Consider the following 19,261-nt stretch of genomic DNA (forward strand, 5'->3'; position numbering starts at 1 on the left):
ACCGGACGGTCGGAGAAGTTCTGCGACGGTCCGGACCGGAGATCTGGCTGGGGCGGCAGGATTCGAACCTGCGGATGGCGGCACCAAAAGCCGCTGCCTTACCACTTGGCGACGCCCCAACGAGGAGGCGGCCTTATAGCGGGGCCGGCGGGGTTGGGAAGCCCCGCCGGCCGGCTATTTCGCCGCCGCGGCGACAATCAGCCGAGCCGGTCGAGCCAGCCGTGCGGGTCGGCGGCGCGGCCGCGCTGGATCGCCGACAGGGCGTCGAGCATCCGCTGGGTCAGCTGGCCGGTGCCACCGCTGCCGATGGTGAAGCGGCCGGCGGGTTCGGCCACCTCGCCGATCGGCGTCACCACCGCCGCGGTGCCGCAGGCGAAGGCCTCGGTCAGCCGGCCGCTCGCCGCATCGGCGCGCCACTGGTCGATGCCGTATTTCTCCTCGCGCACCGTGATCCCCTGATCGCGCGCGATGCGGATGATCGAATCGCGCGTGATGCCGGGGAGGATCGTGCCGGTCAGCGGCGGGGTCACCATCGTGCCGTCGTCGAAGACGAAGAAGACGTTCATGCCGCCCAGTTCTTCGACCCAGCGGCGCTCGACCGCATCGAGGAAGACGACCTGGTCGCAGCCCTGGCGGATCGCCTCCGACTGGGCGAGCAGGCTGGCGGCGTAATTGCCGCCGCATTTGGCCTCGCCGGTGCCGCCGGGCGCGGCGCGGGTGTAATCCTGGCTGACCCAGATCGACACCGCGCGCGCGCCGCCCTTCCAATAGGCGCCGACCGAGGAGGCGATCACCATATAAAGATATTCGGACGACGGCTTGACGCCGAGGAACGCCTCGCTCGCGAACATGAACGGGCGCAGATACAGCGCCCCGCCCTCGATCTGCGGGAACCAGTCGCGCTCGGTCTGCACCAGCTGGCGGCAGGATTGCAGGAACAGCGCCTCGGGCAGTTCGGGCATGGCGAGGCGGCGGGCGCTGTTGTTGAAGCGGCGCGCATTCGCCTCCGGCCGGAAGAGCGCCATGCCGCCATCGTCGAGCCGATAGGCCTTGAGGCCTTCGAAAATCTCCTGCGCATAATGGAGCACCGCGGTCGACGGATCGACGGTGACCGGCGCGCGCGCGGTGATCGTCGCATCGTGCCAGCCTTCGCCTTCCGCATAGCGGATCACCGCCATATGATCGGTGAAGACGCGCCCGAAGCCGGGATCGACGAGGCGCGCGGCGCGCTCGTTGGCGGCGACCGGGGTCGCGCTGCGATCGAAGCGGAAGGTCGGCGCGGCGGCCGGCGAAACGAGGGTCATCGATTTCTCTCAGGCATCAGGGGTTGCGAAGGCCTACGGGCGGGGGCTAGACCGGTCAACATGGCTGCCACAGCTCCCACCGCTTCCGCCCAATTTCTCCGCGAGCCCGAACTGCGTCGCGGCATGGAATTGCTGTATTTTGGCCATAGCCATCTCACCCGCTCCGTCGATCAGGGGCTCGCCGCCCAGGGTCTGGGCCGCGCGCATCATCGTGCACTGTATTTCATCGCGCGCAAACCGGACCTGACGGTCAGCGAATTGCTCGGGCTGCTCGCGATCACCAAACAGTCGCTGGGTCGCGTACTCAACGAATTGACCGATCGCAAGTTGGTCGAAACCCGACCGGGCGAGCGCGACCGGCGCCAGCGGCTGCTGCGGCTGACCGAAGAGGGCACGCGGATGGAAAGCGAGCTGTTCGAGGCGGTGCGCGTCAAGATGTCGCAGGCCTATCAGATCGCCGGACAGGATGCGGTGTCGGGCTATTGGGCGGTGCTGGAGGGCATGATCCCCGACGGCGACCGGCCGCTGATCGAAGCGCTGCGCAGCTAGGCGCGCCGCGCCGCCGCCGCCATCTCGCGATTGCGCGCCGCCGCCGCGGCGAGCGTCTCGCGCAGCAGCGGCGCAAGGCCATCGGCGCGATCGAGCACGTCCAGCCCCTGCCGCGTCGATCCGCCGGGACTGGCGACACGGTCGGCGAGCACCGCGGGGCCGACATCCGCCTGCGCCGCCATCTCCGCCGCGCCGCGGATCGTCGCCAGCGCCAGCCGCGCCGCCTGATCCTGCGGCAGCCCGAGCGACGCACCGGCGGCGGCAAGCGCGTCGGCGAAGCGGAACAGGAAGGCGGGGCCGCAGCCGGCGAGCGCGGTGACATCGTCGAACTGCGCCTCGTCGGCGATCCATTCGACCAGACCGAGCGGCGCCATCAGCGCGGCGACCTCGTCACGCGCAGCGGTCCCGGCATCGGCGGCATGGAGCGCGACCACCCCCGCGCCGATCGCGACGGGCAGATTGGGCATCGCCCGCACCACCGTCGCCGCCGGGCAGAGCGGCGCCAGCGTCGCCACCTCGACCCCCGCCAGGATCGAGACGAGCAGACGTGGCCTGTGCCCGGCGAGCGGCCCGTCGCGCAAGGATGCAAGCTGCTGCGGCTTAAGCGCGAGCAGGATCAGGTCATAATCCCCCTCGCACACGTCCGGGATCGCCCGCAGCACGCGCACGCCGTCCGGCATCGGACGGCCGCTCGGACTGACGACGGCGACCTCCGCGGGCGACAGGCCGGTGGCGAGCCAGCGGCGCAGCATCGCGCCGCCCATATGGCCGGCGCCGACCATCAGCAGGCGTGTCACGCCTCGCCCTGCGTCTCGATCAGCGCGGCGGCGAGCGCCTCCTTGGGCGTCTTGCCGCCCCACAGCACGAACTGGAACACGGGGTAGAAGCGCTCGCACTCCTCGATCGCCGATTCGACGAGCAATTCGGTGGCGCCGAGCGACATCGTCCCCTCCTCCTCGCCGTCGATCATCGCGGCATGGCGGTAGAGCAGCACGCCCGACGACGACCACAGTTCGAAATGGCCGATCCACAGCTGTTCGTTGACGAGGCCGATCGCTTCATACACCGCGCCGCGCCGGTCATCGGTGACCTTGATGTCCGGAAATGCGAGGAATTGCAGCACGCTGTCATCCTCGCGCCAGAGTGCGCGCAATTCGTAGCTGGTCCAGCTGCCCTTGACCGTGGCGACGATCTCATCATCGTGACGCTCATGGTCCCAGCCATGCGCGGCATAATAGGCCTCGAGCATGTCGATCGGGGCATCGGGTTCGGATTCGTGTTCAGCGTGGTCGAGCATCGTTACGCCTCTATCGCACGACAAGGCTGCCGAGGCAAAAACGCCCAGGCAACCCCTTAGTGGACAACACTGTCGATAAAGCTGTGGAAAACGTCGCTCAGGCCGTGGGAAGCGGGTCCGCCGAGGGGGTAGCGGCGGCACCGAGCTTCGCCTCGAGCGCGTTGAGCCGCGCGCGCAGCGCGTCATTCTCGTCGCGGGCGGCGACCGCCATCGCCTTGACCACCTCGAATTCGTCGCGGCTGACGAAGTCGAGCCCGCCGATCCACTCGCGCGCCCGCGCCCGCGCCCCCGATTCGGCCTCGCGGCCGACGCCGGCGAGCGTGCCGGCGGCACCGTTCATCAGCTTAACGAGATCATCGAACAGGCGATTGTCGGATTGCATTGGATTGGGTCCCGGTCAGCGTAACGTGTCACAGCATCTGGGACGTATGCGCCGCCGGCACAAGGGTTTCGGCATCGGGGTTGAGCTGGCCGATGCGCCAGGTGAGCACACCGGCGAAGCTGATCCAGACGAGATAGGGCACCATCAGCCAAGCGGCGACCGGCCGGATCCGCCCGAACAGCACGGTGGTGATCGTCGCGACGACGAGGATGGCGATGATGACGAACAGTGCCGCTCCGACCTGATGCATGCCGAAGAACAGGGGCGTCCAGGCGAGATTGAGCACGAACTGCACCGCGAAGGCGGCGAGCGCCGCGCCGCGCCCGCGTGCGCCCCTGGCGTGGAGGATCATCGCCACCGCCAGTCCGAGCAGCACGTAAAGCGAGCTCCAGGCGACCGGGAAGACCCAGCCCGGCGGAGTCAGTGCCGGCTTCTGCAAGGCGACATACCAATTGTTGTCGGCACCGGCGGGCACCGCACGGCCCGAGGCGAAACCGAGCAACAGGATCAACGGAACGGTAAAGACGGCCCAGCGCAGGAACGACACCCGCAACTGCCCTTTGGATGCGATACCGCCCACCCGATGCTCCCTAACAATCTGCGCCCCTGCTTTGCCGCGGCGCGCAGCCTTCGTAAAGCACCCGTATCGGTGATCGTTCCCATTGTAGATCAATCACGTATTGCGGCGACCAAATATTCCACATTGCCTTCGGGGCCGGTGATCGGACTCTCGGTGACCCCGGCCACCGACCAGCCCGAAACGCTAAGCCAGTCGACCACCGCCGCGCAGACACGCGCGCGTATCGCGGGATCGCGCACGACGCCGCCCTTGCCGACTTCGTCGCGCCCCGCCTCGAACTGCGGCTTGATCAGCGCCAGCAGCCGCGCGGCGGGCGCCGCGAATGTCATCGGCCGCTCCAACACTTTGGCAAGACCGATGAAACTCGCGTCGCAGACGATCAGGCCGATCGCCTCTGGGATATGCGCGGGGGTGAGGATGCGCGCGCTGGTCTGTTCGTGGACGATGACGCGCGGGTCCTGCCTGAGCTTCCACGCCAGCTGGTTGGTGCCGCTGTCGACCGCATACACGCGCGCCGCGCCGCGATGGAGCAGCACGTCGGTAAAGCCGCCGGTGGACGACCCGACGTCGATCGCCACCGCGCCGGTAACGTCCCAGCCAAAATGGTCCAAGCCATGCGCGAGCTTGATGCCGCCGCGCGACACCCAGGGATGATCGCGCCCACGCACGTCGAGCGTCACGTCGTCGGCGAGCGCCTGCCCCGGCTTGTCGATCTTGCGCGTCCCCGCGAAGACCAGCCCGGCCATGATCAGCGCCTGCGCGCGCGTCTTCGATTCGGCGAGGCCACGATTGACAAGCATCTGGTCCGCACGCGTCTTTGCCATGCCCTCCCCTAGCGCCGAAGCGCCGCGATCGTCACCCCGTTTGACGGCACCCTCGCCCCGCCGCCTGCCACCATCGGCTGGGCGCATCGCTTATTGCCTATCGGAACGGTAGGATTAAGCTCGGCGTTGGGGATGAGGTGGTGCGCGACGGCTCCGGCCGCTGCCCGCCACCCGCCCGTAACGGAGGGAGATGCAGCCATGACCGGATTTTCCAGTTTCGACAGCGCGCAGCCGACCATCCTGACCGTACCCGGCCTCGGCGGCTCGGGCCCGTCGCATTGGCAGACCTTGTGGGAGGATTCGCGCCCCGATACGATGCGCGTCGAGCTCGGCATGTGGAACACGCCGCATCGCAATGCCTGGGTGACCAAGCTTGACCAGGCGATCGCGCGCGCCGAGGCGCCGGTGATCCTCGCCGCGCACAGCCTCGGCTGCCTGGCGGTCGCCTGGTGGGCGGAGCTCAGCCCGCAGCCTTATGGCTGGCCGGTGGCCGGCGCGCTGCTCGTCGCCCCCGCCGACGTCGACCGACCGGGCGCACCGGAGGAATTGCGCGGCTTCGCGCCGACGCCGAAGACGCCCTTGCCCTTCCCCTCGATCCTCGTCGCATCGAGCGACGATCCGTGGATCGGCATCGATCGGGCGCACAGCCTTGCCGCACAATGGGGCAGCCATTTCGTCGATGCCGGGCCGCAGGGCCATCTCAACGCCGCCAGCGGCATCGGCTGGTGGGCGGAAGGGCAGGAACTGCTCAACCGCGTTATCACCGCGGGCAGCGACGGCCGCGGCCACGCCCGCCCGCCGGGCGACGCGCGCTCGATCCTCGCGATCAACGCAACGGACGCGGCACAGGCGCATTACCTGCACCGCTGATGCGGCTCAGACGGGCGCGAACGGATCGAGGATCCGCACCCGCCCGTCGATGACGAGGCCGTGGTGCATGTCCTCCGAATAGAGCGTGTCGCAGCCGCCGATCACCGCGGCGGCGGCGATCATGCCATCGTAGACGGACAGCGTGTAGCGGTCGGCGAGGCGTAGGCCGAGGTGGTGGAGGTCGACGATGAGAGTGATGATGGCCGGGCAACGCACGATGACGTCTCGAACCGCTCGTCTGACATCGTCCCAAGCCCAACGATGCTTGCGGCGAAGAACGTTGGCCAATTCGTTCAGCGATTGTGTGCTGATGACGCCACCGTCTTCCACAAGCTTGAAGGCCGTGGCGCTCCGCGGATCAACTCCGAACGCATAGGCAAGGATATTGGAGTCGGGGAACGCCCGCATTAGCGTGCGTTGGCTTCCTCGCGGTCGAACTTGTAATCCGCGGGGAAGGGTCGCGCTAGCCGCTTCATGTCCTCCAAAGCCCGTTCCCGCTGTTCCTCGCTCACAGGGATGACGACCACCCCAGACCGCACGAATTGCACGTCATCGCCGTCATGCAGGCCGAGCGAGGCAACCACCTCGTCGGGGACCTTCACGACATAGCCGTCCGATGTCTTCGTCAGCTTCATGAGGCCATGATAGCAGCTCAGACCGGCGGCGGCGACTCACCGCGCGCCTGCTGCTCACGCGCCTTCGCGGTCGCCGCCTTCATCATCCGCCACAACCGGACGTTGAGCCCGATCAGCATCACCAGCGCGAGGCCGGTGATGACGACGACCGCGGTCCAGCCCTTCACGCGCGCGCGCCCGCCGGCACCTCGGCGCTGTTGTGGCGGAGCGTCTTTAGGACCGTCTGGACGATATGATCGGCGTCGAGACCCGCCTCGGCATATTGCTTCTCGGGCTTGTCCTGATCCTGGAAGACATCGGGCAGCCGCATCGTGCGCAGCTTGAGCCCGCCGTCGATCAGCCCTTCGTCGCTCGCCAGCGTCAGCACATGCGCGCCGAAACCGCCGACCGCATTCTCCTCGATCGTCACCGCGACCTCATGCGTGGTGAGCAGGCGACGGATCAGCGCCTCGTCGAGCGGCTTGGCGAAGCGCAGATCGGCGACGGTGGTCGACAGGCCCTTGGCCTCGAGCACCTCGGCCGCCTTGAGCGCCTCCTCCAGCCGCGTGCCGAGCGACAGGATCGCGACGGTCTTGCCCTCGCGGACGACGCGGCCCTTGCCGATCTCGAGCCGTTCGGGGACGGCGGGCAGGTCGATGCCGACGCCATTGCCCCGCGGATAGCGCAAGGCGATCGGACCGCTGTCGTGCAGCGCCGCGGTATGCGTCATATGGACGAGCTCGGCCTCGTCCGCCGCCGCCATCACGACGAAATTGGGCAGCGTCGCCAGATAGGTGACGTCGAAGCTGCCGGCATGCGTCGCGCCGTCTGCGCCGACCAGCCCGGCGCGGTCGATCGCGAAACGCACCGGCAGGTTCTGGATCGCCACGTCATGGACGACCTGGTCATAGGCGCGTTGCAGAAAGGTCGAGTAGATCGCGCAGAACGGCCGCATCCCCTGTGCGGCGAGTCCCGCCGCAAAGGTGACCGCATGCTGTTCGGCGATGCCGACGTCGAAGGCGCGGTCCGGGAAGGCCTTGGCGAAACGGTCGACGCCGGTGCCCGACGGCATCGCCGCGGTGATCGCGACGATCGTCGGATCGCGCTCGCCTTCCCTGACCAGGGCGTCGCCGAAGACGTTCTGATATTGCGGCGGACCCGGCGGCGCCTTGGCCTGCGCGCCGGTGATCACGTCGAACTTCTGCACGCCGTGATATTTGTCCGCCGCCGCCTCGGCCGGGGCATAGCCCTTGCCCTTCTTGGTGACGACATGGACGAGGATCGGCCCCTCCTCGGCGTCGCGGACATTCTCCAGCACCGGGATGAGATGGTCGAGATTATGGCCGTCGATCGGGCCGACGTAATAGAAGCCCAGCTCCTCGAACAAGGTGCCGCCCATCGTCATGCCGCGGGCGAATTCGTCGGTCTTGCGCGCGGCGGCGTGGATCGGCCGCGGCAGGCGGCGCGCGAACTTCTTGAAGATGTCGCGGATGCCGAGGAACTCGCGGCTCGACACGATGCGCGACAGATAGGCGGACAACCCACCGACCGGCGGCGCGATCGACATGTCATTGTCGTTGAGGATGACGACGAGCCGGTTGCCGGCCTGTTCGGCGTTGTTCATCGCCTCATAGGCCATGCCCGCCGACATCGATCCGTCGCCGATCACCGCGATTCCGCGGCCCGGCGTGTCGGCCAGCTTGTTGGCGACGGCAAAGCCCAGCGCCGCCGAGATCGAGGTCGAGCTGTGCGCCGCGCCGAACGGATCATATTCGCTCTCGCTGCGCTTGGTGAAGCCGCTGAGCCCGCCGCCCTGGCGCAGGGTGCGGATGCGATCCCGCCGCCCGGTGAGGATCTTGTGCGGATAGCATTGGTGGCCGACGTCCCACACCAGCCGGTCGCGCGGCGTGTCGAAGACATAATGGATCGCCGTCGTCAGCTCGACGACGCCGAGCCCCGAGCCGAGATGGCCGCCGGTGGTGCCGACCGCCGATATCGTCTCCTGCCGCAGCTCGTCGGCGAGCTGCCGCAATTGCTCCGGTGCGAGTTTTCGTAGCTCTTCCGGGGTGTTGACGGTGTCGAGCAGCGGCGTTTCGGGAAGTTCGGCCATCACCTTCGTCTACGCGCTTGCATCAAAGGTGTCGATTGGTGACCGATGTAACGATCACGCGCAGTCGGCGCAGCGGCCGCGCACCTCGATGACGGGACGAATCGGTGCAAAACCAACGGCTTGCGCCGCGTTACGGACGCCGCGCGTGACCGAATCGTCGTCGAGGTGCACGGTTTGCCCACAGGAATCGCACACCAAAAAGATACAGTCGTGCAGGCAATCGGGATGCGCGTTGGCGACGTAAGCATTCGAACTCTCGACCTTTCTTGCCAGATTGGTGGCGACGAAGACGTCGAGGATACGGTAGATGCTGTTGGCGGCGACACGCCGGCCCTCGCTCTTCGACATCGCCTCGGCGATGTCATAGGCACTGGCGGGCTTGGTGAAGCCGGTGAGCGCGGCGAAGACGTTGGCGCGCATCTGCGTCCATTGTTCGCCGGATTTCTCGAGCGTCGCCCGCGCCGCGGCGGTGAGATCGGCGCCTTGCGGCTCGTGATGATCGTGATGCGCGGAAGCTGCCATCCCCGCGATTTAGGAGCCGTCAGGGGCGATCACAAGCCGGGTCAATGTGCCGCCCGCCGGTTCAGATCGTGACCGAAGGCGAGCAGGCCGACGCCGATCACCGTCCACAGCGTCTCGGCGCCGCCGCCGTCGTGCGGCAGGGTCATCGCGCCGGCCATGATGCCGAGCCCGAACGCGCCCATCGACGCGGGCATGACATAGCCGTGATCGAGGATACCGCGACCGAGTGCGATCGCACCCAGCACGATCGCGATGCTCAGCCCGATCTCGTGGAAGATCGGATTGAGCAACAGTCCGCCCGCCGCCGACAGCATCGCGAGCAGCACCGCACTGGCGATGCAATGGACGACGCACAGTCCCGACAGTGCGATCGCGGCGCGATCGAGCCAGGCCCAGCCGAGGCGGCGTACAGGAGTCGAAGCGACCATTGCGGCGCCTATCTAGGCCGATCGCAGGCAGGTTACAATATCACATGTCCGCGCCAAGGCCGATTTCCTGCGCGACGTCGAGACCGCCGCGCGCGCCCTTTACCATAAGACAAACGGCTTTTTGCGAGACCGTTTTCGGGCTATCCGCACCAACCGATCGCCAGTCGTCGCTACGGCACCTGACACGTCCATGCCGGCCCGACACGGCCAGGCGCATGCGACGCCGGTGCCGCGTCGCACATAGGAATCAGCGCGCCGCCAGCGCCGGATTATCGTTGCCGGGACGCGCCAGCGCAGCCACCACCGCGGCGGGCGGCATCGTCGGACGCAGCTCGCGGACCGGCGGCGGCATCGCGGACGCGCCCGCCTGGCTCAGCCGGAAGCTGCCCGCGTCGCGCGCCAGCGCGTCCGCCTCCGCAGCGAGCGCACGGGCGGCGGCGGTCGCCTGCTCGACCATCGCGGCATTCTGCTGGGTGACGCCATCCATCTCGCCGACCGCGACATTGACCTGGTTGAGGCCGCGCGCCTGTTCGTCCGCCGATTGAGCGATCCCCGACACGAGGCCGCTGACCTCGCCGATGCGCGCGAAAATCGTCTCCAGCGCCTCGCCGGTCTCGGTGACGAGATCGACGCCGTCGTGGACCAGCGCTCCGGACGCGGTGACCCGGCTCTTGACGTCCTTGGCCGCCTCCGCCGAACGTTGCGCCAGCGCGCGGACCTCCTGCGCCACCACCGCAAAGCCACGCCCCGCATCGCCGGCGCGCGCCGCCTCGACCCCGGCATTGAGCGCGAGCAGGTTGGTCTGGAAGGCGATACCGTCGATCACCGAGATGATCTCGGATATCTCGTTGGACGAGCGTTCGATCTTCGCCATCGCCTCGATCGCTCGACGGACGACGTCGCTGGAATGTTCGGTCTGCTTGCGCACCGTCCGCACGATCGTGTCGGTGCGCGTCGCGCCCTGCGCCGCCTCGCCGACCGAGGCGGTGATCTGGTGGATCGCCGCCGCCGTCTGTTCGAGCGCCGCCGCCTGCTGTTCGGTGCGGATCGACAGATCGTCGGAGGAGGAGCGCAATTCGGTGGTCGACACCTTCACGCGCATCGCCGCATCGGCGACGCGGGTCAGCGCTTGCGTCAGCCGTTCGGTGGATCGATCGAAGGATCGCGCCAGCTCCCGATATTCCTCGGGCAGCCTGTCGCCGATCCGATAGCTGAGATTCCCGTCGCCGAGCTGGCCGAGCGCGGTCGCCAGCTCGCGTACGACGATCTCCTGCTTGCGCGCATTGGCGCGCTCCGCCTGCGCCGCGGCGCGGAACACCTCCACCGCCTGCACCATCGTGCCGATCTCGTCGCGGCGATCGCCGCCGGCGAGGGTCAGCTGGAGGTCACCGCCGGCCATCCGCTGCATCGCCAGAGCGGTTTCGCCGATCGGGCGCAACACCGCCCGCAACAGATACAGGATGCCGGCGATCGTCGCGGCGATCAGCAACAGCCCGATCAGCGTCAGCAGCGCGATCGCCCGGCCGAGCGTATAGGCATTATGCGCCATCAGGTCGCTTCTGACCTGGTTCGCCGCCGTCACCACCCGATCGATGGCATGGCGATGCCTGTCGTACAGGGCCGTCAGCCGCATATAGCTCTGCGACGCGGCCTGCCGATCGCCGCGGTGCAGGGCCGGCAGCATGACCTGATCGAGCTCGGTCCAGAATTGGTCGGCGGCGGCCGTTGCCTGTTGGAACGGGGCGCCGATCGCGGTCGTGCTGAGCTGCGATGCCTTCCACCGCGCGACGCTGACCCGGAAGTCGCGCTCCTTGCGCGCCAACACGGCTTCGTGGCGGGCGAGCGCGGCCGGGTTGCGTGCCAGCAACGTCGTCTCCAGAAAGGCTTCGACGATATAGGCGGGCGGCGGCAATACATCCGCATCCAGCTCACTGATCTCGTGATTGCGCGCCTGGATCGGACCGCCGACGCGGATCGTGTTGATCTCCACCCCGGCGACGATGCCGCACACGATCACCGAGACGATCGCAATCGTGCCGGCGATCTGGCATCTACGTTGAATATCCATGCCTTGCCCCCGCCGCGTTCGCGGCCTCTGCCGAAAACATCATCCCGACCGGTCCACCCGCGCAGCCGCGCCCGATCTTAATCTACTATAGAGGCGAACACCCCCCTCAGGGCGGCGGGGATGCGCCATCGTCGAGCGTGCCGAGAAAGGCGATGATCGCCGCGATCTCCACGTCGGTCAGCGGCGGCGTGTCACCGCGATGGCGGCCGAACGGCGCGTCGCTACGATCAATATTCGCCCGGTAGCGCCGCGGCAGATCGTCGGGGACGCCTTGCGGATAGATACGCTGCGGCGCGACGTCGCGCCAATTGTAGAAGTCGAGCACCTGCCGCAGGCTGCGATAGCGGCCGTTGTGGAAATAGACGCCGCGCCGCGCACTGTTGCGCAGCGTCGGCGTCAGGAACATGCCGCAATAATCCGTCTGCCTGGCGAGATCGGTACGGAGCGGCCCGCACAGCCCCAGGTCGACGAAATGCGGATCGCGATTGGCGGGCACCGCCGGATTGCGCGGCACCGCGAGCGCTTCATATTCGCTGTCGGTGAACAGCGGCGGCAGGCCGTCCGCCGTCGGCCGGCTGATATGGCAGGCCGCGCAATTGCCCTTGGCGGGATCGTTGAACAGCCGCAGCCCGCGCATCTCCTGGCGGCTGAGCCGCGTCTTGCCCTCCAGCCAACGGTCGTAGCGGCTGTCGAACCGGTGGAAGGCGGGGTCCTCGATCTGATAGCGCGACACCGCCGACATCGCCTCGGCGAAGAGCAGCGGCGGATTGCGGACGATCGCAGCGCCGAACAACGGCCGCAGCGCCTCGCCATAACCGGCGCGCAGCAGCTTGCTGACCACCGTCGCGGTATCGGAATTGGCCATCTCATTGGGATTGAGCAGCGGTCCGGCGGCCTGATCCATCAGCGTATCGGCACGCCCGTCCCAGAACAGCCCGCCATGCGGCACCATCGCGGGCCCGGCCGCCACGCTCGCCTGTTTGGCGGCGCGCGGTCCGGCCGGCGCCGGAGGCTGCGCCGCTGGATCGGGCGGCGGCGCATCGTCGTCGACTGCCGGGCCGATGCCGAACGGCTCCTGCCGGTAGAGATAGGCGAGCGACGGCGGCGGTCGCAGGCCCTGCGCCACCATCGTCATGCCGCCCGGCTGCAGCAGCTGGCCGTCGGGCGGGCCGAAGCTGCGCGCCGGGCTGTGGCACGAGGCACAGGACTGGCGGCCCGACGCCGACAGGCTGCGGTCGTAGAAGATGCGCCGACCGATCTGCGCGAGTAAGCTGAGCGGCTGCGCCGGCGGACGCAGCAGCGTCACCGGGTGCGGATTGAACCCGGTGACGTCCTGCAGCACGTCGCCGAACAGCGCCGGCGCCCGCTCGGGGTGCTGCACGAAGATACCGCCCGCGCCGACCAGCGATGCCAGCAACACCGTTGCGGCGAGCATGAGGGCGACGCGGCCGGTCCGGCGCAGCGACGCGGCGTCGCGCGTCATGATGGTCACATCGCCGGCGCGGCGGCGACCTTGGTGCCGGTGGTCGGATCGAGGAACAGCGGCGTCAGATGCGGCGCATTGGTGAAGTCGAACATATTGAGAATCTTGCCCGCATTGGCATCGTTCGACCCGCCACCGATCCGCGCGTCCTTGAGCCAATTATATTCGATGAAGCGCAGCACCGATGACTGGGTGATCGGCGTCGAGTCGACATAATTGACCCGCGACCAGGGCGAGATGACGAGGAAGGGAATGCGCGATCCCGGCCCGCAGCGGCCGTTGACCGGCTTGCCGGTCAGACCGACGCCCTGCACCGCGCCGAGCCCGTCGCACTTGCCGGGGGCGGTCATCTGATCGACCGTCGCGTCGAAGGACGAGGTGAGGATGTTGGGCGAGCGGTGATCGTACCAGCCGTCCGAATCGTCATAGAGGATCAGCACCGCGGTGCTCTTCCAGTCGGGCTGCTGCTGGAGGAAGTTGAGCGTGTTGACGAGGAAGGTCTGCTCGTCGAGCGGATTGGAATTGCCGGGATGGCCGTCGCCGATCGCCTGCGCCTTGAGGTAGCTGACCGAGGGGAAGTTGCCGGCCTTCACCGCGGCGATGAAGTCGTTCAAGTCATATTGGTGGTGGACCGGGGTGGCCGACCCGGCGGCATCGAGCGTCGGCTCGGTATGGCCGATCATCGCCACCGAACTCGGCCGCGTATGTTTGAGGTTGGCGGTCGAGGCGAAATACTGGAACCAGGCGTGGTGCGGCTTGTAGTCGACGACGCTGCGGCTGGTGATCGGCGAGGTCATCGAACGCCGGCAGCCGGTGGTCATGTCCGGATTATGGGCGGTCAGGTCGAATCCGCCCATGAAGCCGCCCCAGGTGATCCCCGCGGCGTTGAGCAGGTCGCCGATATTCTTGCCGGCAAGCGACACCGGCGTCCTGTCCTTGGTGCAGACGTCCCCCGCCGGCTCGGGATCGCCGATCACCGTCCAGCCGCCCTGACCGTCGGCGACCGTGCCGGTGCCTTGCGTCGCGCCGGCATTGGTACCCGCGACGACGTGCAGCGCCCCCGGCGTCGACGGGCCGAAGGTGTCGGTATAGGCATTGTCGCTCATCGCGAAATTCTGGGCGTAATTCCACAGGGCGGTGACGGTGTTGCCGTCGAAATAGGCCATCACCTGCGCGGCGGTGCCGAACGCCCCCGACCCCGGCTTATTCTGGTTGCTGCGCCCGGTATAGGCGACGAACGAGTCCATCCGGCCATTGTTGCTGGCCAGCTGTTCGGCGAGATAATTGTGGTTCTGGCTGGTCGTATCGGCCTGCGCGCGATCGATGCGGAACGGGTTCATCAGCTCCGGCGCGACGGACGTCTTGAGGTTCGCGGCGCTGGTCGTGTTGGGATTGTTGGTCAGCAGGGTGGTGTTCGCGAGATAGCCGTTGACCCACGGCGTCTCCGCGGCGGCGGTGAACACCGGCTGGCCGGCCGGATTGGCCGCCTGCGGATAGGTGCCGAAATAATGATCGAACGAGACGTTCTCCTGGAAGATGACGACGAGGTGCTTGATCGGCGTCGCGGTGGCGAGCGCATTCTGTTCGGAGACCGCGGGCGAGGCCGCGGCGGTCGGCGCGGGCGTGGCGCCGCCCGACCCGCCGGGCGTATCGGACGAGCAGGAGCTCAGCACCAGAGCCAAAGCGATCACCGCGCGCGATGCGCCACGCCACGTCGTCATCATCGTCCTCCACAAGCATTGCCCGTCGGCGCGCGTCATCCGACGCCGCCCCGCGGGCGCGTCGCAATGCTCATCCGACCTCGACCCCCCGGCCGATGGTGCCGCCCAGAGCAGCGGACGGTGACACGATGATGACGGGTGGGACGGGACTTGCCGCATCGCGGCCGATCGCTGGCGCAAGCTGCGCCAACTTCACCAACAACTTCCGGCAGGTAGACGATAACCTCCGGATCGCATCATTTTGTCGCGGCGGGGCCGAATGCAACGGTCGGGGGATGGTGCGGGCGGTCGGACTCGAACCGACATGTATTGCTACGGCAGATTTTGAGTCTGCTGCGTCTACCATTTCGCCACGCCCGCACACCGGCCGCGCGCCGACGCGACGCGTCGGTGGCAAGGTCGCGGCGGTAGCGGCATGACGGGCGGTTCGCAAGCTGCTTGACGCGGACTGATCCATGTCGTTGTGATCGATCAGGGTCCGTGGTTTCCTCGCCGCCTCTCTGGCCGGTGGGGTGACCGGAATGTCGGACCAACAGGACACGCTCGAGGCGCGCGTCGTCGCCGCGTTGCAGCGGGCGGATGCGGATCACGATGGCCTGATCGCGGCACTGCTCAGCCAATGCCTCGCGCTGATCCGCCAGCGGCGCCACGCCGCAGCCAGCGATCAGCCGCTCGGCGCGCGCCGCCTGTAGCTCAGCGCCTCGGCGACATGCGCCCGCGTCACCGTCGCCGATCCGGCGAGGTCGGCGATCGTGCGCGCGACGCGCAGCACCCGGCCATGGCCGCGCGCCGACAGCCGCATCGCCTCCGCCGCCTCGGTGAGCAGGGCGCGCCCGGCCGCATCGGGCGTCGCGACGCGGTCGAGCACCAGCCCGTCCGCCTCCGCATTGGTGCGGATCGCATCCGCGTCATAACGGCAGCGCTGGACCACGCGTGCCGCGGCGACGCGCGCGGCGACCTCGGCCGACCCTTCCGCCGCGGGTGGCAGGGCAAGGTCCGCCGCGCTGACCGCCGCCACCTCGACATGCAGATCGATCCGGTCGAGCAGCGGCCCCGACACCTTCGCCTGATAGTCCGCGGCGCAGCGCGGCGCGCGTGCGCAGGCCAGGCTGGCATCGCCGAGATGCCCGCAGCGGCACGGGTTCATCGCCGCGACGAGCTGGACGCGCGCCGGGAAGGTGACATGCGCATTCGCCCGCGCGACGCTGACCACGCCGGCCTCGAGCGGCTGGCGCAGCGAATCGAGCACCGCGCGCTGGAATTCGGGCAGTTCGTCGAGGAACAGCACGCCGAGATGCGCGAGACTGACCTCGCCCGGCCTGACGCGCAGCCCGCCGCCGGTCAGCGCCGCCATCGACGCGCTGTGATGCGGCGCACGGAACGGCCGCGCCCGCGTCAGCCGCCCCTGGCCGAGCGTCCCCGCCACCGACTGGACCATCGACACTTCGAGCGCCTCGGCGGCGTCGAGTGGTGGCAGGATGCCGGGCAGGCACGACGCCATCAGCGACTTGCCCGCGCCGGGCGGCCCGATCATCAGCAGATCGGATACCCCTACACTTTTGTGCTAACACGATAAAAAATTATCGGTTTTATATTTGTTTTCAATCGCTTGAGGGCGATTCGGGCTCGGCCTATCCTCCGTCTATTCCAATCGGAGACCTAGCATGAGCACCAAGATCGAAGTCCTGAACGTACCGGCCCGCGCCCACGACGATCCCGCGACCGGACGCGCCAAGTACTACTTCCAGAAGATCAAGGTTTCGTCGCTCGACCGCGATGGTGAGCAGGAGATCCAGACGCTCGACATCATCAGCAACCCGGATGCCGTTCTCGAGCCCGCCGACGACTACATCGTCGACCCGAGGTACGCCCGCGTGAACTCGTACAAGGACGAGAAGAACCGCGATCGTCGCTACATTTCGCTCGGCTTCAGCTCGCGCCTCATCCGCATCGGCGACTTCATCGCGCGCGAGACCAAGGCCTTGAAGGCCGACAAGGTCGCCTGACCGTGGACGTCGACTTCGCCAGCCTGATCCATGCCGTCTCCGTCACTACGGTTGTCGCCGGGGTGATCGTGGTTGGCTCGTCGATGATCCTTCCTCGTGTAGCCCGCCTGGGTGTCGATTGGATCAAGGGCACCGTTGACGACAGCGCGGGCGATCGGTGGGACCGCTATGCCTCGAAGAACGGCATCTGGTACGACGACGACGGCTACGCACGTACCAAGGATGGGGGCTTCTACTGATGCCTGCCGGGGCCGTCCTCGTCTGCACTGTCGACGTCGTCGACGGCATCTGCCCGGAGGCATCGCAGCGCTGGATTCCGGCGTCAGCTTTCGACCCGTTCGCGCTGCCGTCGACGGAACACCTCACTGCGGCCTTCAACACCGCCATCGTCGTCTTCTTCATCCCCACCATGATCGCGATGCTCGTCGCACTCGGCGTCCGGTGGCTGCTGGAAGCAATTTCCTAGAATCGACCCCAGCGGGGGAAGATGGGCGCCGGCCCTTTCCGGCACAGAAGGGGGGAAACCCACATGCGTAACATCGGACTGACCCTGGCGGCTGCGGCCGCTTCCATCGCCGGCACGGCACCCGCGTTCGCTCAGGCGGCAACCGGCCCCGATTTCACCAGCCTGACCAACTCGGTGAGCCCGACCACGCTCGTCACCGGCCTCCTGGCCGTCGGCGCCGTGATGATCGGCCCGCGCCTCGCCCGCATGGGCATCAACTGGATCAAGGGTTCGGTGAAGTAATTCGCCGACGATCCCCGACGCGGGCTCTGGCCCGCGTCGGCACCCGTCCAATTCGAGCCAGGGGGGGCTGATGTGGTACTTTCTGATTTTCGCATGGGTCGCCGGCCTGTCGCTCGTTCTCGCAGCGATCATCGGCTCGCAGCGCTGACGCCCTTCCGGCTCGCGCTCGCCGTTCTCGCCTCGCTCTTCGTCGTCACTGCGTCGATCGCAGGTACCGTCACCGCTGGCAATTTCGGACGTTCGCCTGCATTCCCGACAACCCCGAACGGCCGCTTCCCACAGGAGACGGCCCAGATCATCCAGTTCAAGCAGGCCAAAGTCATGCGTGACGCTGACGTCGCCGCTGGTCGCCCCGAAAAGACGCCACTGGAGTACCGTAAGTTGGCGGCCGGCGGGGTTACACTTTCTGGCCTTGCGATGGTGGCTCTTGGTGAAACCCACGCTGAACAATCACAGCGCCTCGGAGTCGGTGCTGGTGTCGTAGGGTCCGTTGGCGGAATCATGTGCGCAACGGGCTACGGCTGTGCCATCGGCGGCCCCCTCATGGCGGTTGGCGGCGTCATGTACCTTGGCAGTGTCGGCATGTGCATAGTTGCCGACTGCTCCGTTAAGACCACTGGCGATGGCACTGTTGATGGTACCGGCATAACCGGTAACGACGTGAAGGCTACTGAAAAGAAGTCGACTTCTGCTAACACTGACTTTCCGGCGTTCGACACCTACTACTGGACCATTTCGACCGACGGCCTGTACGTAAAGTACGGCGTTGGAAAGGAATTCATCGTGACGGCCTCCCAAGGCGGTTACCACACCGCCATGATCGTCGGATATACTGGCTCCGGAATAGCTGGGATGCGTTCAATTTTCGGCGATGTCCTGTACACTGGTGGCAAGATTCAACCCCCCGGCAGTGTCCGGGACCGTGACACGCTGATTCCATGCAGTTTCGGCGTCGAGCCCTGTTCGAGGCAATTTTATCAGCCGTCTTCATCCTCGATCACTTGCGCGGGCTATGCTGCCTGCGAGGTGATCATCACGAAGGTCGGATCTCCAGGTGCCGCAGGCCAAGTGTTGAGCCAGTATGTCCCTGTGAAAGAGGTTCCGTTCCTCGGGCTTGGCAGCGGCTCGCAACTCCCCCCCCAGTCTGCCGCCAAGCTGACATCCCTCGATTTTATGTCCGCCGTGGCGAATTCGGTTTGGAAGGCACAGGGTGCTACGGCTCCCGTTCCTTTCGAAGACAATCTTAAGGTCACGCAGGAGGATGTTGACGCGTTTCGCAAGGCCTACCCCGAGCGCGCGAGCAACCTCGGTGATCTTGCTCGTCCGATATCAGCACCCGGCCAGCCTCCTAAGATCGGGCCGATCGACGCGCCTGAGTCACCGCCTCAGCAGGTTGAGGTAACCAACCCCAAGGTCGACGACGGCTCAACCCCAACGAACACCAAGGAGGATGAACCGGATACTGAGCTCGACAACGACGAAGCCGGACTGCTCGGAGACGTCATGTCTCCAGCCCGCGACTTCCTGGCTGGTCCCTTCAAGAAGTTCATGACCCCCGGCATCGCCTTGCCTGCGACCGAGTGCCCTGTCTGGACGATCGACCTGCCGACCCTCCTCGGCCACTCGCGCGAGTCCAAGCCCGTGTCCTCGGCCTTCCTCTGCGACTGGTTCACCCAGCAACGTCCGCTGATCGTCGGCATCCTCCACCTCATCTACAGCCTCGGCGCGCTGATCGTCGTCTTCAAGAGAAGCTGA

Annotated in this window: 23 protein-coding genes, 2 tRNA genes and 1 pseudogene; 8 read left to right on the forward strand and 18 right to left on the reverse strand. The window is 67.2% G+C overall.

The features are described 5' to 3' along the window. Positions 1-44: 44 nt before the first annotated feature. Both PBN85_RS10315 and PBN85_RS10320 read right to left on the reverse strand, forming a co-directional pair. Positions 45-119, reverse strand: a tRNA-Gln gene (locus tag PBN85_RS10315). Positions 120-197: 78 nt separating this feature from the next. Further along, positions 198-1,304 carry a branched-chain amino acid aminotransferase gene (locus PBN85_RS10320; RefSeq protein WP_037534327.1) on the reverse strand — a complete coding sequence of 369 codons (1,107 nt, stop codon included), beginning with the start codon at positions 1,302-1,304 and terminating at the stop codon, positions 198-200. A 60-nt stretch (positions 1,305-1,364) separates the two neighbouring features. Between PBN85_RS10320 and PBN85_RS10325 the strand changes: the two genes are divergently transcribed. Next, a complete protein-coding gene (locus tag PBN85_RS10325; protein ID WP_037534329.1) occupies positions 1,365-1,853 on the forward strand; it encodes a MarR family transcriptional regulator in 489 nt (162 codons plus the stop codon). Here PBN85_RS10325 and PBN85_RS10330 read toward each other — a convergent pair. From PBN85_RS10330 to PBN85_RS10350, 5 genes are all read right to left on the reverse strand, one after another. Then, complete coding sequence (locus PBN85_RS10330) at positions 1,850-2,635, reverse strand: pyrroline-5-carboxylate reductase family protein (RefSeq protein WP_271300878.1); 786 nt, start codon at positions 2,633-2,635, stop codon at positions 1,850-1,852. The two genes, PBN85_RS10325 and PBN85_RS10330, sit on opposite strands and share 4 nt — an antisense overlap. 11 nt (positions 2,636-2,646) lie before the next feature. Next, on the reverse strand, positions 2,647-3,150 hold the full coding sequence (locus tag PBN85_RS10335) for a YbjN domain-containing protein (RefSeq protein WP_037534330.1): 504 nt from the start codon (positions 3,148-3,150) through the stop codon (positions 2,647-2,649). A 97-nt stretch (positions 3,151-3,247) separates the two neighbouring features. Further along, a complete protein-coding gene (locus tag PBN85_RS10340) occupies positions 3,248-3,532 on the reverse strand; it encodes an accessory factor UbiK family protein (protein WP_271298900.1) in 285 nt (94 codons plus the stop codon). 28 nt (positions 3,533-3,560) lie between these two features. Then, on the reverse strand, positions 3,561-4,112 hold the full coding sequence (locus PBN85_RS10345) for a TspO/MBR family protein (RefSeq protein WP_200870402.1): 552 nt from the start codon (positions 4,110-4,112) through the stop codon (positions 3,561-3,563). Positions 4,113-4,201: 89 nt separating this feature from the next. Beyond that, complete coding sequence (locus tag PBN85_RS10350) at positions 4,202-4,936, reverse strand: TlyA family RNA methyltransferase (protein WP_271298901.1); 735 nt, start codon at positions 4,934-4,936, stop codon at positions 4,202-4,204. Between the two features lie 198 nt (positions 4,937-5,134). Here PBN85_RS10350 and PBN85_RS10355 point away from each other — a divergent pair, with 198 nt between their 5' ends. Continuing rightward, a complete protein-coding gene (locus tag PBN85_RS10355) occupies positions 5,135-5,806 on the forward strand; it encodes an RBBP9/YdeN family alpha/beta hydrolase (RefSeq protein WP_037534336.1) in 672 nt (223 codons plus the stop codon). A gap of 6 nt (positions 5,807-5,812) precedes the next feature. Here the strand turns inward: PBN85_RS10355 and PBN85_RS10360 are convergent, their stop codons facing one another. The 10 genes from PBN85_RS10360 to PBN85_RS10405 all read right to left on the reverse strand — a co-directional run bounded on the left by PBN85_RS10360 (position 5,813) and on the right by PBN85_RS10405 (position 15,112). Further along, complete coding sequence (locus PBN85_RS10360; RefSeq protein ID WP_271298902.1) at positions 5,813-6,214, reverse strand: PIN domain-containing protein; 402 nt, start codon at positions 6,212-6,214, stop codon at positions 5,813-5,815. Beyond that, entirely contained in the window at positions 6,214-6,441 is a 228-nt protein-coding gene (locus tag PBN85_RS10365; RefSeq protein ID WP_271298903.1) for a hypothetical protein, read from the reverse strand. The genes PBN85_RS10360 and PBN85_RS10365 overlap by 1 nt, the downstream gene beginning before the upstream one ends. Positions 6,442-6,458: 17 nt before the next feature. Further along, entirely contained in the window at positions 6,459-6,608 is a 150-nt protein-coding gene (locus PBN85_RS10370) for a hypothetical protein (RefSeq protein WP_271298904.1), read from the reverse strand. Then, positions 6,605-8,530 (reverse strand): 1-deoxy-D-xylulose-5-phosphate synthase, encoded by a 1,926-nt coding sequence (gene dxs / locus PBN85_RS10375; protein WP_037534342.1) that lies wholly within the window; start codon positions 8,528-8,530, stop codon positions 6,605-6,607. The genes PBN85_RS10370 and dxs overlap by 4 nt, the downstream gene beginning before the upstream one ends. Positions 8,531-8,584: 54 nt before the next feature. Further along, entirely contained in the window at positions 8,585-9,052 is a 468-nt protein-coding gene (locus tag PBN85_RS10380; protein WP_037534344.1) for a Fur family transcriptional regulator, read from the reverse strand. Positions 9,053-9,093: 41 nt separating this feature from the next. Then, positions 9,094-9,480: a MerC domain-containing protein gene (locus tag PBN85_RS10385; protein ID WP_037534345.1), complete on the reverse strand. Its 387-nt coding sequence runs from the start codon at positions 9,478-9,480 to the stop codon at positions 9,094-9,096. Positions 9,481-9,727: 247 nt separating this feature from the next. Next, positions 9,728-11,548, reverse strand: coding sequence for a methyl-accepting chemotaxis protein (locus tag PBN85_RS10390; RefSeq protein ID WP_271298905.1), 1,821 nt, complete (start codon positions 11,546-11,548; stop codon positions 9,728-9,730). Positions 11,549-11,654: 106 nt separating this feature from the next. Then, positions 11,655-13,031, reverse strand: coding sequence for a cytochrome-c peroxidase (locus PBN85_RS10395; protein ID WP_271298906.1), 1,377 nt, complete (start codon positions 13,029-13,031; stop codon positions 11,655-11,657). Positions 13,032-13,036: 5 nt separating this feature from the next. After that, a complete protein-coding gene (locus tag PBN85_RS10400) occupies positions 13,037-14,752 on the reverse strand; it encodes a phospholipase C (protein ID WP_271298907.1) in 1,716 nt (571 codons plus the stop codon). A gap of 276 nt (positions 14,753-15,028) precedes the next feature. Continuing rightward, a tRNA-Leu gene (locus PBN85_RS10405) sits at positions 15,029-15,112 on the reverse strand. Between the two features lie 161 nt (positions 15,113-15,273). Here PBN85_RS10405 and PBN85_RS10410 point away from each other — a divergent pair. Then, on the forward strand, positions 15,274-15,444 hold the full coding sequence (locus PBN85_RS10410; RefSeq protein ID WP_153810802.1) for a hypothetical protein: 171 nt from the start codon (positions 15,274-15,276) through the stop codon (positions 15,442-15,444). On the opposite strand, the pseudogene PBN85_RS10415 reads toward PBN85_RS10410, so the two are convergent. After that, a pseudogene (locus PBN85_RS10415) lies at positions 15,417-16,298 on the reverse strand (YifB family Mg chelatase-like AAA ATPase); the annotation flags it as partial. The gene PBN85_RS10410 and the pseudogene PBN85_RS10415 sit on opposite strands and share 28 nt — an antisense overlap. 118 nt (positions 16,299-16,416) lie before the next feature. Between PBN85_RS10415 and PBN85_RS10420 the strand changes: the two are divergent. The 5 genes from PBN85_RS10420 to PBN85_RS10440 all read left to right on the forward strand — a co-directional run bounded on the left by PBN85_RS10420 (position 16,417) and on the right by PBN85_RS10440 (position 19,261). Then, positions 16,417-16,758 carry a hypothetical protein gene (locus tag PBN85_RS10420; protein WP_271298908.1) on the forward strand — a complete coding sequence of 114 codons (342 nt, stop codon included), beginning with the start codon at positions 16,417-16,419 and terminating at the stop codon, positions 16,756-16,758. Between the two features lie 2 nt (positions 16,759-16,760). After that, on the forward strand, positions 16,761-16,997 hold the full coding sequence (locus tag PBN85_RS10425; protein ID WP_271298909.1) for a hypothetical protein: 237 nt from the start codon (positions 16,761-16,763) through the stop codon (positions 16,995-16,997). Then, positions 16,997-17,224: a hypothetical protein gene (locus PBN85_RS10430; protein ID WP_271298910.1), complete on the forward strand. Its 228-nt coding sequence runs from the start codon at positions 16,997-16,999 to the stop codon at positions 17,222-17,224. Before PBN85_RS10425 ends, PBN85_RS10430 begins: the two co-directional genes overlap by 1 nt. A gap of 63 nt (positions 17,225-17,287) precedes the next feature. Continuing rightward, the gene (locus PBN85_RS10435) at positions 17,288-17,506 is read left to right on the forward strand and encodes a hypothetical protein (protein WP_271298911.1); all 219 of its coding nucleotides are present in this window, start codon (positions 17,288-17,290) and stop codon (positions 17,504-17,506) included. A gap of 72 nt (positions 17,507-17,578) precedes the next feature. Then, complete coding sequence (locus PBN85_RS10440; RefSeq protein WP_271298912.1) at positions 17,579-19,261, forward strand: hypothetical protein; 1,683 nt, start codon at positions 17,579-17,581, stop codon at positions 19,259-19,261.

It is taken from the genome of Sphingomonas sp. CV7422 (genome assembly GCF_027945725.1).
Classification (GTDB): domain Bacteria; phylum Pseudomonadota; class Alphaproteobacteria; order Sphingomonadales; family Sphingomonadaceae; genus Sphingomonas; species Sphingomonas kyungheensis.